The sequence below is a fragment of the Sphingobium cloacae genome (genome assembly GCF_002355855.1).
Taxonomy (GTDB): domain Bacteria; phylum Pseudomonadota; class Alphaproteobacteria; order Sphingomonadales; family Sphingomonadaceae; genus Sphingobium; species Sphingobium cloacae.
On the sequence record NZ_AP017656.1, the window covers coordinates 1 to 13964 of the forward strand.

A 13964-nucleotide genomic window follows, 5' to 3' on the forward strand; every position below is an offset into this window, starting at 1 on the left:
ATGGCTACCGACCCCTCCCTAGCACAGCCGGACGACCTCATCGAAGGTGGTCTGGACGTGCTCCACAGAAAGTCGTTGACGATCCTCAAGCGCATTCGTGACAGCGCGGTTGATCCCGAAACCGGTCAGAAGAAGGGTCCGACCTTCCCGATTTCGAAAGCTGCTGCACTGGTCGGGCGGACGGCATCTGCTGTCCGGGAAGCGGAGCGCGACGGCCGCCTCCCCGCTCGAGGGCGGACGGGCTCCGGGCATAGGCTGCAGTATACGCTCGAAGAGCTTGATCATATGCGCGAGGTGTTTGGAACGCGTCCCTGGCGCGAGCCAACCGATACCCCGGCGATCATCTCGGTCTGCAACTTCAAGGGGGGCGTCGGCAAGTCGACGATCGCGCTGCATCTCGCCCAGCATTTTGCCATCAAGGGCTACCGGGTCCTGTTCATCGACTGCGACAGCCAGGCGTCTTCAACCATGATGTTCGGCTATCGCCCCGACGTGGACCTCGACGAGGAAGACACGCTTTACGGGCATTTTCACAATCCGGAGCTGCTTGGCGTTCGCAAGATTATCCGCAAGACGCACTTTCACAACCTCCACCTGATCCCGTCGAACCTGCGACTTTATAATCTCGAGTATGAGATCGCCGGGCACATGGCGCGAAATCAGAACATGGAGATCATCGACCTGATCGCGCAGGCCATTGATGAGGTGGTCGATGACTATGACGTCGTGATCATGGACCCGCCGCCGGCATTGGGCATGGTGTCGATGGCTGTGCTCCAGGCCGCTAACTGCATGGTCATTCCGGTGCCGCCGAGCCTTGTCGACTTCGCCTCGACGGTATCTTTCATCGACATGACGCGAACGACGATGAAGCAGCTCGAGCAACTCGCGGGGCGGGGAAGGCCGGCCTACAACTTCATCCGGCTGGTCGGCAGCCGCGTGGACGAGAGCAAGTCGATGCACCGGGAGATACTGTCGATGATGCGGCAGGTCTTCGGTGGCTCAATGACGCAGTCGGTGATGGTCACCAGCGCCGAAATCGACAATGCCAGCTCCAGGATGAAAACCGTTTTCGAACTCGACAAGCCCGTCACGTCGCACGAGGTCTACAACCGCTGCATGAAGCATCTCAGCGACGTTTGCCAGGATATTGAGCAGGACGTTCTGCGCACCTGGGCGAGCAGGGCAGGGGGCCGAATTTAGGGAGAGTTGCCACGTGGCAACTCCGATATTTCTCACGTCGGCGAGCACGGGCAATCGGGGAGTGAGACGAAGCCGGATCACCGAGTTGCCACGTGACAACAAAGTGGAAGAACCCAATAGAAGCAATATGTTAGGTAGGAATACCATGTCAGATCGCACACGGCAGGAACGTCAGTGCAAGCGCCTGGGGGCGGCGCAGTTGCCACGTGGCAACTCTGGCCTGTTGGCACCCGTCGGCGAGGGCAAGAGAGAAGGAGAAACGGGCCGATGAGCAAGGGCAACAAGGGCTTCGGCTCGATGTTCACAGAGGGGCTCGACGACGAGGAGAACCTCGATAAGGCGACCCCTGCGGACGGCATCATGGCAAGTCGCAGCCAGACGCTCGCGCGCATCGCGACGGGGAAAACGGTCGCCGACCGGACGGAGTGGGTCGATCCGGAGCGGTGCCGCCCATGGCGGATGCACAATCGCGATCTGGATCATTTGAACGAAGATAGCTGCCGCGATCTCATCGACTCCTTCCTCTCCGCCAAGAAGCAACGGATCCCCGCTATCGTTCGGCGTCTGAAAGATGACCCGAACTTCGACTTCGAGATCATCGCCGGCGTCCGCCGTTGGTGGACGGTGAAATGGCTGCGAGCGCATCACCACCCGGAGTTCGAGTATCTGGTGACGATCCAGAGTGTCACGGACGAGGAGGCGTTCCGGGTTTCAGATGTCGAGAACCGCTCGCGTAAGGACATCTCGGATTGGGAGCGGGCCAAGGAATATACGGTGGCGCTCGCGGAGTTCTACGAGGGCTCGCAGTCGCAGATGGCCGAGCATTTAAACCTTTCCAAGTCGTGGCTGAGCCGGCTTCTCGACGTTGCGCGCTTGCCCGAACCAGTTGTCGCGGCGTTCTCCGATACGCACGACATCACGGTACGCGTCGCGCGTGACATCAAGCCGCTTACCGGAGATCCGAAGGCGCTGGCGAAGATGCGCGAAGAGGCTGAACGCATCGAGGAAGAGCGCAGCCAGAAAGGCTTGAAGCTGAGCGGGCCGGAAGTCGCGAAGCGGCTCGTGAAGGCGACTGTCGCGCCAGCCGTGAAGGCTGCCGCCGAGAAGGAGATCACCGGCAAGGGGGGCAAGGTCATCCTGCGCTACACGAAAGCGCGGGGAGGGGGGCTGACGATCAAGGTGCCGCCGAAGGCTGAGGCGTCGCCCGCCGAGCTTTTGAAGGCGATCGAGGGGCTGCTGTCGTAGGGTGATGGAGCGCGGCGTCTGGCGAGGTCGCCGCCTTATATGGCGTCCCGCTTATATTTGTCGGCGATGCTCTGCGTCACGGAGTGGCGGCTTCGCAGGCCGAAGTTCGCGCGGATGAAGTCGCCGGCTTGACGCGTCCTCGCGCCTACGAACGCCTGGGCATGTCCCACGGTCGACCGGTTCTGCCGCGTGATCAGTTCTCGCTCGGGTAGGCTCACGATCCGATTTGCCAGCGTAGTGGACCCGGCAGCAACGAAGAGGGTCTCCGGTCCGATCGGAAGAGTGACATAGGATGAGGCACTACCAAGCCAGGCGAAGCTGACCGGCACGTCGAGCGGCCAATCGGAGACGAACAATTCCCGGCGATTGTTCGTCTTGATTATGCGCCAGTCCATGTTGATGAACGCTCGTCCGCGATCCGCGTCGTCGATGACCAAGCGCAGGACTTCCATCTGAAGCGCGCTCACGGCCTCGGGCGGCAGCGCCCCATCTTCGCCGCGCAGCACGGACTTCGCGGCCTCTGCGCTTGCGAGAGCGCCGACGGCGTCCTTCATGCCGCGCATATCCAGCGGTGTCCGGAACCACAGCGACATGACGAACCGGCCCCAATCCGAGCATTGCGCGTCGCTGAGCGAGTTGACCTTGCCGTCGAGGAGCAGCGCGTGAACCTTGGCCGCAGCGTCATCGATCACCTGCATGAACAGGGTTTCCATCTGCTGGGCATGCTCGGGCGGGAACCCGATCGTCTTGTACAGGTCCCGCTCGAAGCAGACGCTCTTGGGTGATGCAGGACTGCTCTCGATCTCCCCGATCCGATTGCGCCGATAGCGCAGCAGGGTGTCGCCATCCTTCCACTGGTCGAGGAGGAACTGCGGGATGAAGTGATGCCGGGACGGAGGGTTCTGTGGCTTGGATTGCACGGTGTCTGTGGTTCAAGAGGGATGAGCAAGTGAGGCGAGTAGCTTGCGCGCGCCTTGCGGGGTGACCTTCAACAGGCGCGCGACAGCGGCCGGCTGAAGGCCCGGATAGGCAAGCTGCAGGCGGGCAAGGAGAGGGGCCTTGCTCCGCTTCGTGACGGCCAGATCGGTCTGGATGCGCGACGCCGCACGCTCGATCGCGTCGAGGTCGCGCAAGCCAGCATGCGCCGTCCGACCGATCGCCTGGGCCAAGGTCTCTGCCAGATCGGCGGGGGAGGGGGGCAGAAACTTGGACATCAGGATGAACGAGGGGATCACGCGGGTCGTGAAGCCAGCGCGGCACAGCATCCGCGGTACGGCGGCGGCGATCAGCCAGTTTCGATCGCGTCCACGGGGAGGCAGCTCGAGAGCGCGACCATCGACGCTGACGACATCCCAGCTGCCTGGTGCCGCTGGTTCGGTCAGCGCGAACAGCTGGAAAATGCGGTTGGCGACAGAGAGGAGGTCACCGGAAGGGAAGGGGGCGTCCGCCACGGTTCGCAGCTGTCGCCACATCGGCCCGAAGTGCGCCAAGTCTTCGGCCGCATAAACCTTCGCCTCGGTGCGGTCATCGAGTACCGTACGGAGCACGTTGAGCGTGGCGCGGCCGAGCGAATCCTTGAGATCCTCGTCGCGGCTGAGCGCAAGGTGGAAGACGGCGGCAACCGAGATCGGATCGTTGAGGCCTTCGGAAGCGCGGGGAGGGGGTGTGCGGCCGGCGATCCAGTCCTGCAGGTCGCGCACCGCGATCGGCACGCCGGCGAGGCCGGCCAGGACGGTGGCGCCTTCCAGGCGCGAGCGCGCGAGAAAGATGTCGGCGCATGGACTACCGTGCAATCGGCCATCGAGGCGCCCGAGCAGGAGCAGGCTGTCGTCGGCGCGCAGGTTGTCTGTCCGCGTCATAGGATGGCGACAATGCCATGGCGGGAAACCAAAGTCAGCAGTTCGTTTCTACATCCGTGACCTCCCGAAAGTGGACATTCGATAATTGCAGTTATCACATAAGCAGATTTGACCGTTCTTTATAAGGTGGGCTACAAGCGCGGCTGAGGAGCGAGGCGCGTCGTGAGCACCGAAACCGCCCGGGAAGGGCCAGAAATCCCCGTAGCGCCGCCTGAGGCTGTCCTGCCGGCCGTCAGGGCGCCGGCCGACCTTGCGTGGACGATCGTGCAGATGCGCGCCGGCGAGCGCATCACCGTCAACGAGGGCCTGATCGCCGCCTATCAGGCCGCTTCATCGCCCCATAGCATCCGTGCGCTCAAGTCCGACGTCGAGGCGTTCGATGCGTGGTGTAGGCGCAACAACCGGATCGCGCTGCCGGCCACGCCCGAGACCGTGGCCGATTATCTCGACGCGCGGGCCGGGAAGGGGAGCCGGCCGGCCTCGCTATCCCGCTACAAGGCGTCGATCGCCAAGATCCACCAGCTGCTCGAGCTCAAGGATCCGACGCCGGCGCCGCTGGTGAAGCTGCGGCTCCAGACGGTGCGCCGCGAGAAGGGGGCTGCGCAGAAGCAGGCGCGGCCGCTGCGGTTCAAGGGCCCGGTGCGCGACGTCGAGCGCGACAAGGCGCGGGGGCTCAACATCCGCGCGCTGCTCGAGAGTTGTGGCGAGGATCTGCCGGGGCTGCGTGATCGGGCGCTGCTATCGGCCGCTTATGACACCGGGCTGCGCGCCTCCGAACTGGTGGCGGTCGCCATTGAGCATATTGAGGAGGCGATCGATCCCGAAGCGCGGCTGCTGCAGATTCTGCGTCATAAGGGCGATCAAGACGGGGAGGGGGCGACCGCCTACCTCAGCCCGCGCACCGTCGCGGCGATCGCGGCGTGGACCGAAGCGGCGGGGATCACGACAGGGCCGCTGTTCCGGCGGGTGCAGGTGCGGCGCTACAAGGCGCGGGCAGCCGTGCGCGGTCGGCCGATCGACAGCATCTCGGGCCGGGAGACGTGGGATCTGCGCAAGACGCTGTCCAAGCCGGCGGTGAAGGCGCGCGTCGAATATGACATCGGCACCGTGGCGCTGCACCCGGGCTCGATCGGACCAATCTTTCGGTCGATCATCGGCCGCGCGTTCGACCGTGGCGCGCTGCCCGATTTGACGGCGGACGATCTGGCGCGGTTGCTGAAGGGGATCAGTGCGCACTCGACGCGGATCGGGCTCAATCAGGACCTGTTCGCCAGCGGGGAGGATTTGGCCGGCATCATGGACGCGCTGCGGTGGAAGTCGCCGCGGATGCCGCTCGCTTATAATCGCAATCTCGCGGCAGAGCAGGGGGCGGCGGGGCGCCTTATGGCGAAGATTGGCTAGTCATGACGGCCTAAATAGGTCTTTGGATGATGCCGTGCGACCACACGACGGCGGCAGGTAGATCGAGGGATTTGCGCAGCGGCAAGAACCGGAGAAGGGAGGCTGAGCCCCCGGGGTCTTGAGCTACAACGTTAAGCCTAAGAAACGGGCAGGGGCCTGGTAGCGCGTAGTGTATGAGCGAAGCCACCATCGCTCAAACTCATCAGCACAGTCCAATTTCGAAGAGGAAACAAGAAAGTGGTTCCGGAAACGGTATGGATCTTATCCTGTGTAAACGCTCGCGCTAAATGGCGGCGTTCTGATCGCGCTATTTGTCAGTTGCCGGGTCCGATGACGAGGCAATCGCGCGCGGCCTGAACGATGTCAGCGGTGACCTCCTCGACGCGGTTGAGGGTCATGATCCGCCGCATCTGCGCGAACAGGCGCTCCATGAGCCGGAAGTTGCCGCGCGTGATGCGGATCACGGCTGCCTGCGCTTCGATCGCGTCGAGTTGGGCCGGGTCGAAGCTGATCCCGAAATCGCCGGCGTGGGTCGCGAGCAGCAGCCGCATTTCGGTCTCGGTAAGCGGTTTGAACTCGTGGACGAAGCCGATCCGCGAGTAGAGCTGGGCATAGCGGGCGAGGCGCTTCTCCAAGCCCGGCATACCCATCAGGATCAGCCCGAAGCCGTGGCGATCGGCCATGTCGCGGAGATGTTCGAGCGACTTTATGGTCAGGCGGTCGGCCTCGTCGACGATGACGAGGGGGCAGGCGATGCGGGCGGCGTCATGGGTGATTTCGTCCTGCGAGCCGCCCGCGACCGTCAGCCGGGCATAGCCCAGCTTAATGAGGTTGAGGCCCAACACCGCGTCGATCGTCTTGGGCGTGTTGCTGACCGACACGGTGTAGAAGACGGCGCGGCAGCGAGCGACCTTTTCGCCAAGGAGCGCGGCAATGGGACGGAGCGCGGCATATTCCCCCAGGTCGGGGAAGCTGGAAAACTCGCGCGCCGATCGCGTCTTTCCGACGCCCGGCCGGCCATGACACACGCCGATATAGCGGTAGTGCGCGCAGGCTTCGGCAAACTCGACGAACCGGGCATGTTCGCGGGTCGCCAGGAACGGCTGCTCGACCAGGAACTCAATCGTCAGCGGCGTAGAGCCGGAGCCCTCGGTAGGTGGTGGGCCGGGAAGCCGTATCCTCTTGGTCGCCATCGAAGGTCTCCGTGGGGGCAGGCACCTGCTTGTCGCGCTCCTTCGCGCCGCGCCGGGCGCGCTGGATCGCGCGCAACGACGGGTGCCCAGCGTGCTCGGAGCTGAGCGCACGGCAGACGAACCGGCCCTGGTGGTAGACGTGGATCTCGGTCAGGTCGCGGGGGTCATAGACCGCCTCGACCTGCTCGCCGACGAAGGCCGCGAGCGTGGGTTCGACATAGCGCCTGCCCATCAGACGGATGCCGTCGCGCAGCACTTTACGGGGCTTGGGCACGTGCACGAGCAGCATGTCGAGCTGTTCAAGGCTGTCGGGCATTGCGGGCAGGAACCCGCCCTTCTGCCAGCGCGTGATCGGCGGTTCGCCGGTGCTGCCATGCGGGCGACGATGATAGACGCCGCACACGAACGCCTCGAAGCGGGCGCGCAGCTCGTCGAGCGTGAGCACTGGCGCCGACAGCGGCTTGCCCGCGATCAGGTGGCCGGGCAGGTCGGGCAGGAACATGTCGTTGATGGTGCGGAACAGCCGCTCGATCTTGCCGCGCCCGCGAGGACGCCCCGGCAGCGAATGGATGAGGCGGATTTTGAGGGCGATGCACGCCTGCTCGATATGCTCGGAGATGAAATCCGAGCCGTTGTCGACGTAAAGCTGTTCGGGAATGCCGCTGACGATCCATTCGGGATTGGGCTTGCGCCAGATCGCCTGCCGCAAGGCGAGCGCCGTGTTGAGGGCACTGGGGGCATCGAGGCTGAGGAAGTAACCGGCGATGGCTCGGCTGTGATCGTCAACGATGACGGTCAGCCAAGGACGCACCGGGGTTCCGGCATCATCGAGCACGAGAATGTCGAGAACGGTATGATCGGCCTGCCACATCTCGTTCGAGGTCGCGGCTTCGCGCCGATGCACTAGCTCGTGCTGGTCGCGGTAGACGGCCGGATCGGAGGCTGCGGCGATCTGGCTTGCCGGTATCGCCCTGACGACACGCGCGACGGCCGCATAGCTGGGGGTTCGGTGTCCATGCGCGATGGCGAGTTCCTGCACCTTTCGGTGAATGGCGGCGACCGGGGGTCGCGGGCGCTTGGTGGCGAGAGTGCGGGTCAGTTCGACCAGATGTTCCGGCAGGTGCAGCCTGCCCCGATCGTTGCGCGGCAGACGCGCGAGACCGGCAAGTCCTTCGGCACGGTAGCGCCCGAGCCAGCGCTGCAACGTCCGCTCGCTCAGCGTGCCGGTGCGGGCGAGGTCCGCGAGCGGGATGCCATCGGCGAGGTGCGGTTCAAGGACGCGGTAGCGCTCGATCGCCAGCGGCGGGACAAGCGCCGGATGCGTCACCGCCGACGGTCCGTGTCGCAGGTAAGGAAAACGGAGATTTGCCTGCCCATCGCCATGCGAGTCCGCTCGCGTTGCCAAACCGGCCTGTTCGACGTAAATCTACCCGGTAAAGAAAACTAGGGCAACATAGACCTGCCGATGACGACTTTCTTCCCAAACCGCGCCCGATCGGGGCGCCACCGGCCCTACGCATGAAAATCGGTTACGCCCGCGTATCGACCGCCGAGCAGAACCTGGACCTCCAGCGTGATGCGCTGAAGGCTGCCGGCTGCGAGAAGGTCATCACCGACAAGGCCTCCGGGGCGACTGCCGCTCGCCCTGGATTGGAAAAGGTGAAGGAGCTGCTTCGCGCCGGCGACACACTGGTGGTCTGGCGCCTCGACAGGCTCGGCCGCTCGCTCCGTGATCTGATCGGATGGATGACCTACCTCGACGAGGAAAAGGTCGGGCTGCTGAGCCTGCACGAGGCGATCGACACGACCACCACGTCGGGCAAGCTTACCTTCCACCTGTTCGGGGCATTGGCGGAGTTCGAGCGCAACCTGATCCGCGAGCGGACCCAGGCCGGTCTCACCGCAGCCCGCGCTCGCGGCAAGAAGGGTGGCCGGCCGGCCGCACTCGGCAAGGACAAGCGCGACCTGCCCGTCAGGCTCTACCACGAGAACACGATGCCGATCGCCAAGATTTGCTCGATGCTCGGCATCTCCAAGCCAAAACTCTACGCCTATGTGCGATCGGCCGAGACCAAGCCGGTAGCCGCGTAGCGACGCTCGCCGACAAATAGCGCGATCAGAATGCCGCCACTTAGCGCGAGCGTTTACACCGTTCGCGGTCCCGATCGGCCCAGCGTCCCCCGGAACCGTTCGTTATCGGGAAGGCATCTAAGCGGTCTGCACCATCCTTCATCTAAAGTTCTCCAAGCGCTTCTGAGGATTTTCGGGCGCACCAAAAGCACTTGCTCCTCCAGTGGCTGGAGCATGTAACCGCAATTTGCTCTCCTGCGGACGGGGGGCTGGAGGTGGCTTTTTGACGGCCCGTGTTGAAGCAATCGGTATGTCTCGACGCTCATTAGTGGCGCGGCTGGTGGCCTGTGGAACCGGCTTGGTGCTCGGTTCTCCAACGCTCGCGCGACAGACTTCCCGGTCTGCGGGCTCGTGGAACTTCGGTGCGGCTCACCTCGAATGGGAGCCGCTGGAAGTCGGCACGGGTGATACCCTCCTTGTTTCGGCACAAGTGCGCGGAGTGCCGGTGCGGGCGGTGCTCGACAGTGGCAGCGGCGCGTCGATCATGAGCACGGCGCTCGCGGCGAAGCTCGGCTTGAACGATGGTGAGCGGCGCATGATTAGCGGGCTGAGCGCCAAGGCCCCGGTGCTGCTGGTCCGCGACATCGACGTACAGCTCGCCCGCGAAACCCGTCGCTTACCCTTTGCCGTCGTTGGTGATCTGAGTTCAGTGTCGGCGGCCTTCGGACGACCGATCGATATCCTCCTCGGTGCCGATATGTTCACGGGTAGCTGCATCGCGCTCGATTTCGCGAAAAGGCGTATGGCGGTCGTCAAGTCAGGCACGTTTCTCGCCGGTCCCGACTGGCGCGCTGTCGCGCTCGGGCGCGGTGCCAAGCAGGAGCTGTTCATTCGAGCTTCCGTCTCGGGTTTGCCTCCCGTGCCCTTGATGATCGATCTTGGCAGCTCGGCCGCGCTGATGCTCTCGTCGGCCTATGCCCGCGATCAAGGGCTGTTGAACGGGAAGCTCGTCTCGACCGCGGCGATCGGCGGCGTCGATGGTGTGCGTATCAACGATGCTTTCACGATCCAGAACATCAACATCGAAGGGCTTGGCGTCTCGAACGTCCCCACACTCGGGATGAGAGCTTGGCTCTCCACCAGCACGGTTGGCAATGTCGGCCTACCGCTGATCGCTCAATTCGACGTGGTGTTCGACGTGACCGCCGGATTCGTGTGGCTCCGGCCACTCGGTCCTCGTCGTCGCCTGCCGATGCTGAAGGACCGTAGCGGCCTTGGCCTCGCAGCCTCACCAACGGCGCTCACCGTTGTTCATGTGGCGGCGAACAGTCCCGCGGAAAAGGCTGGCTGGGCGGTCGGCGACCGGATCGTGGCGGTGAACGGCCATTCGATCGATGCGAACTATACGCGTGGGGAGCTCTGGCAAGTGCGCTCCCGGCCTGCTGGCACCCTCGTAAAGCTGACGATGGCCTCGGGTGATGTGCGCGAGCTCAGGCTGGCCGATTATTATTGATCGGCTTGAGGGTGGCCTTTGCCGATCGCCTTCATGATCCGACAATCGGCCATGCGCGCCTTGGTGCAGCTCTGGCTGAGCATTGCCAACTCATCCCGCAACACCGCGAGTTGCGCCAGTCTCTCCTCCACATCCTTGAGGTGCTGAGCAGCGATAGCTGAGGCGGCACCACAATCCTGGTCCGGGTTCTGCGCCAGCCCCATCAACGAACGGATCTCGTCGACGGAGAAGCCAAGCCGGCGACCGTTGCGGATGAAGTGCAAACGCTCAATGTCACTGGCATCGTAGGTTCTGCGACCCGACGCCGTGCGAGGGGCGGATCGGAGCAACCCGATCGACTCATAAAAGCGGATCGTCGTCACCTTCGTCGAGGTCTCGCTGGCGAGCTGCCCAATCATCACCGGCTTCATCATGCCATCCTTGCTTATGCGAACGTGTCGCACATTTCGCTTGCTTCTACAGCGACTGGAGGTGGTAAGGAAGGCCGCATGAATGCTTCTACCGAAAGCTGCGGGTGCCACGGGGAGCCCGCGCGCGCGCAAACCGATCCGGCCTATCGCCGTGCGCTGCTGACCGTCGTGGTGCTCAACCTCGGCTTCGGAGTCGCCGAGCTGTTCGGCGGGTTCATCGCCGATAGCCAAGCGCTGAAAGCGGATTCCCTCGATTTTCTCGGGGACGGGTCGATCAGCCTTATCGGTCTTCTCGCGCTTGCCTGGTCCGCACGGGCGAGGGCAAAGGTCGCGCTGACGCAGGGGTTGTTTCTCGGTGCGCTTGGCGTGGGCGTAATCGGTTTCGCGATTTGGCGCGCCCTGAACGCAACCGCGCCCGATGCCGAACTGATGGGCACAATCGGCGTTGTCGCGCTCGCGATCAATGTCGTGTCCGCCTTGGTGCTTGCGCGTTTCCGGGAAGGGGACGCCAATGTTCGCGCGATCTGGCTGTTCAGCCGCAACGACGCGCTCGCCAACGTGGCGGTGATCGCCGCGGCCGGTCTGGTGGCGTGGACAGGAAGCGCCTGGCCGGACCTCGCCGTCGCCGGCCTCATCGCCCTCCTGTTCCTCCACTCCGCTTATGAAATCGTCACTGGCGCTCGGCGCGAATTGGGAGAGCGGTAGTGCGTCTGCTCGCGTTGATCCGGGCAATGCTCTCGTTGCGGCTGCTCTCCGCGCTCGCGGCGCTGCTGATCCCTGCTGCGGCAATCGCCGAACCCGGCGACGTGCAAACCGCATGGCGGCTGCTCGACTATATGGCCGTCGATTATGGCGGCGCGGTCGCCAACGGTCGGATCAAGAGCACGTCGGAATATGCCGAGATGACGGAGTTCGCCGCGTCGGTCTCGACACGGCTTCAGGGCCTGCCGGCGAAGCCGGAGCGTCAAGCCCTCATCCAGCGGGCTGCCAACCTCCAGGCGGTGATCGCGGAAAAGGGACCGACTGAACAGGTGGCAACATTGGCGCACGGGCTCGCGGCCGATCTGTTGCGCGCCTACCCGGTGCCGCTCGCGCCCGATAAGGCTCCGAACCTCGTCTCCAGCGATGCACTGTTCCGACAATCCTGCGCGTCCTGCCACGGGATGACGGGCAACGGCCGTGGCCCTGACGCCGCCAAGCTCGCTACGCCCCCGATTGCTTTCACCGATGCCGAGCGCGCGCGCCAGCGCAGCGTGTTCGCGCTCTATCAGGTGGTGACGCAAGGCATCGACGGGACCGCGATGCAGAGCTTCGCCGATCTGCCCAACGATCAGCGCTGGGCGTTAGCATTCCGAGCCGGGAGCTTCGCCTTCACGGATGCGCAGGCGCGCGAAGGCGAGCGGCTTTGGAAATCCGACCCGACCCTTCGCCGGCGCATTCCGGACCTGAAAACCCTGGTCGCGCTCACCCCGGCCGCGCTCGGCGCGGCGATCGGCGACGCCAAGGCTGACCCAGTGCTCGCGTTCCTGCGTCGTCATCCCGAACAGGTGATACAACAGGCTCCCGGCTCGCTCGCGGTCGCCCGCGCCAAACTCGCCGAAAGCGTGGCGGCTGCGCGGCGCGGCGATGCGCGCATGGCGAAAGAGCTGGCGCTGTCGGCCTATCTCGATGGGTTCGAGCCGATCGAGCCAACACTCACCGCGCGCGACGCGACGCTGATGGGTCGAATCGAGGGCGCGATGGGGGAGTTCCGCGCCTCGATCGACCGGGGCGCGTCGCCCGATGATCTCGCGGAGAAGGTCGCAGTACTGGGCGGCCTTTTCGACGATGCGGAAGCGGCGCTCGCGCCTGATGCCGCCACCGAAGCGTCCACGTTCCTGGGCGCGTTCACGATCCTGCTGCGTGAAGGGCTCGAAGCCCTGCTCATCGTTGTCGCCATGATCGCGTTCCTGCGTAAAGCCGAGCGCGGCGAGGCGCTGCGGTACGTGCATGGCGGCTGGGTCAGCGCGATCATCGCGGGCGGGATCACCTGGGCGGTCGCCACCTATGCGATCGGGATCAGCGGTGCGAGCCGGGAGCTGACGGAAGGGTTTGGCTCGCTGTTCGCCGCGGTCGTGCTGCTCTCGGTCGGGATTTGGATGCACGGCAAGGCGCAGGCCGATCAGTGGCAGCGCTATATTCGCGAGAAGATGTCGCGGGCGCTCTCGGGCGGGTCGGGCTGGTTCCTGTTCGGGCTGGCGTTCGTCGTAGTTTATCGCGAGGTCTTCGAGACGATCCTGTTCTATGCCGCGCTTTCGGCGCAAGGTGACAACGGGATGCTTCTCGCGGGGGCCGGGTCGGCGATTGGACTGCTCAGCCTGATCGCTTGGGCCATGCTTCGCTACAGTCGCAAGCTGCCGATCGCGCAGTTCTTCCGCTATAGCTCCTGGCTCATGGCGGTCCTGACCGTCGTGCTGGCGGGTAAAGGCGTCGCCGCGCTCCAGGAAGCCGGCCTTATCAACATCGCACCGCTCGCGGACGTGCCACGGCTGTCGATGCTCGGCGTGTTTCCCACTTGGCAATCGGTGCTGGCGCAACTCCTGATGGCGGTCGCCATTGCGGTCGGGTTCGCCTGGAACGGGCGCGACCGATCCCGCTCGGGTTCCGGCTCAGTGACCCTTGGTTCGAATTAGTGCAATGACATGAAAACCCTTCCGTGATAGAGGCAAGCTAGTGCGAGCCTTTTTGCCTTTCCTGACATGCCTGATGCTGGTCCTGACCAGCTTCTCCGGCATGGCCCATGCCGCCGATCTGGCGGGGGGAAGCATCGCGGGCGTTGAGTTCACGGTCCATACCGCCGGTGACATCGATCAGGTGCCATCGGACTCGGACAAGAATGTCCCGCATCATCACAATTATTGTCACGGACACGACGTCGGCGCGCCTGCGCGCACGACGATGGAATATACCCCCGTCCTCACAGTGCCCAAGCCGACAATCTCCGCCTCTGCGTCGCTCGACGGCCGCACCGGCATGGTCCATTTGAGGCCCCCCCAAGCCTGACGTCCGATTTGGGCGTGCGTTGGCGCGC

The 13964-nt window shown here is 64.3% G+C and carries 13 protein-coding genes; 8 read left to right on the forward strand and 5 right to left on the reverse strand.

Annotated elements, in window-relative coordinates; all coding sequences use genetic code 11:
• Together SCLO_RS18605 and SCLO_RS18610 are read left to right on the forward strand one after the other, a co-directional pair.
• Complete coding sequence (locus tag SCLO_RS18605; protein ID WP_037456192.1) at window positions 1-1203, forward strand: AAA family ATPase; 1203 nt, start codon at window positions 1-3, stop codon at window positions 1201-1203.
• 267 nt (window positions 1204-1470) lie between these two features.
• Window positions 1471-2448 (forward strand): ParB/RepB/Spo0J family partition protein, encoded by a 978-nt coding sequence (locus tag SCLO_RS18610; protein ID WP_007406427.1) that lies wholly within the window; start codon window positions 1471-1473, stop codon window positions 2446-2448.
• A 35-nt stretch (window positions 2449-2483) separates the two neighbouring features.
• On the opposite strand, the gene SCLO_RS18615 is transcribed toward SCLO_RS18610, so the two are convergent.
• Window positions 2484-3368: a DUF4238 domain-containing protein gene (locus SCLO_RS18615; RefSeq protein WP_066521739.1), complete on the reverse strand. Its 885-nt coding sequence runs from the start codon at window positions 3366-3368 to the stop codon at window positions 2484-2486.
• Window positions 3369-3380: 12 nt separating this feature from the next.
• Window positions 3381-4307 (reverse strand): hypothetical protein, encoded by a 927-nt coding sequence (locus tag SCLO_RS18620; protein ID WP_007406383.1) that lies wholly within the window; start codon window positions 4305-4307, stop codon window positions 3381-3383.
• A 162-nt stretch (window positions 4308-4469) separates the two neighbouring features.
• On the opposite strand from SCLO_RS18620, the gene SCLO_RS18625 reads away from it, so the two are divergent.
• Window positions 4470-5708 (forward strand): site-specific integrase, encoded by a 1239-nt coding sequence (locus tag SCLO_RS18625; protein WP_013039113.1) that lies wholly within the window; start codon window positions 4470-4472, stop codon window positions 5706-5708.
• Between the two features lie 314 nt (window positions 5709-6022).
• Here the strand turns inward: SCLO_RS18625 and SCLO_RS18630 are convergent, their stop codons facing one another.
• Window positions 6023-6901 (reverse strand): AAA family ATPase, encoded by an 879-nt coding sequence (locus SCLO_RS18630; RefSeq protein ID WP_009824028.1) that lies wholly within the window; start codon window positions 6899-6901, stop codon window positions 6023-6025.
• Entirely contained in the window at window positions 6828-8228 is a 1401-nt protein-coding gene (locus SCLO_RS18635) for a Mu transposase C-terminal domain-containing protein (RefSeq protein ID WP_004212864.1), read from the reverse strand. The genes SCLO_RS18630 and SCLO_RS18635 overlap by 74 nt, the downstream gene beginning before the upstream one ends.
• 191 nt (window positions 8229-8419) lie before the next feature.
• Between SCLO_RS18635 and SCLO_RS18640 the strand changes: the two genes are divergently transcribed.
• Together SCLO_RS18640 and SCLO_RS18645 are read left to right on the forward strand one after the other, a co-directional pair.
• Window positions 8420-8992, forward strand: a complete 573-nt coding sequence (locus tag SCLO_RS18640; RefSeq protein ID WP_009824027.1) for a recombinase family protein — start codon at window positions 8420-8422, stop codon at window positions 8990-8992.
• A 289-nt stretch (window positions 8993-9281) separates the two neighbouring features.
• Window positions 9282-10484, forward strand: a complete 1203-nt coding sequence (locus tag SCLO_RS18645; protein WP_013039112.1) for an aspartyl protease family protein — start codon at window positions 9282-9284, stop codon at window positions 10482-10484.
• On the opposite strand, the gene SCLO_RS18650 is transcribed toward SCLO_RS18645, so the two are convergent.
• Window positions 10478-10897 carry a MerR family transcriptional regulator gene (locus tag SCLO_RS18650; RefSeq protein ID WP_007406847.1) on the reverse strand — a complete coding sequence of 140 codons (420 nt, stop codon included), beginning with the start codon at window positions 10895-10897 and terminating at the stop codon, window positions 10478-10480. The genes SCLO_RS18645 and SCLO_RS18650 overlap by 7 nt on opposite strands.
• Window positions 10898-10972: 75 nt before the next feature.
• On the opposite strand from SCLO_RS18650, the gene SCLO_RS18655 reads away from it, so the two are divergent.
• From SCLO_RS18655 to SCLO_RS18665, 3 genes are all read left to right on the forward strand, one after another.
• Window positions 10973-11599, forward strand: a complete 627-nt coding sequence (locus SCLO_RS18655; protein ID WP_004212870.1) for a cation transporter — start codon at window positions 10973-10975, stop codon at window positions 11597-11599.
• Window positions 11599-13566: a cytochrome c/FTR1 family iron permease gene (locus SCLO_RS18660; RefSeq protein ID WP_004212871.1), complete on the forward strand. Its 1968-nt coding sequence runs from the start codon at window positions 11599-11601 to the stop codon at window positions 13564-13566. The genes SCLO_RS18655 and SCLO_RS18660 overlap by 1 nt, the downstream gene beginning before the upstream one ends.
• A gap of 73 nt (window positions 13567-13639) precedes the next feature.
• Window positions 13640-13936, forward strand: a complete 297-nt coding sequence (locus SCLO_RS18665) for a hypothetical protein (protein WP_007406840.1) — start codon at window positions 13640-13642, stop codon at window positions 13934-13936.
• Window positions 13937-13964 lie beyond the last annotated feature (28 nt).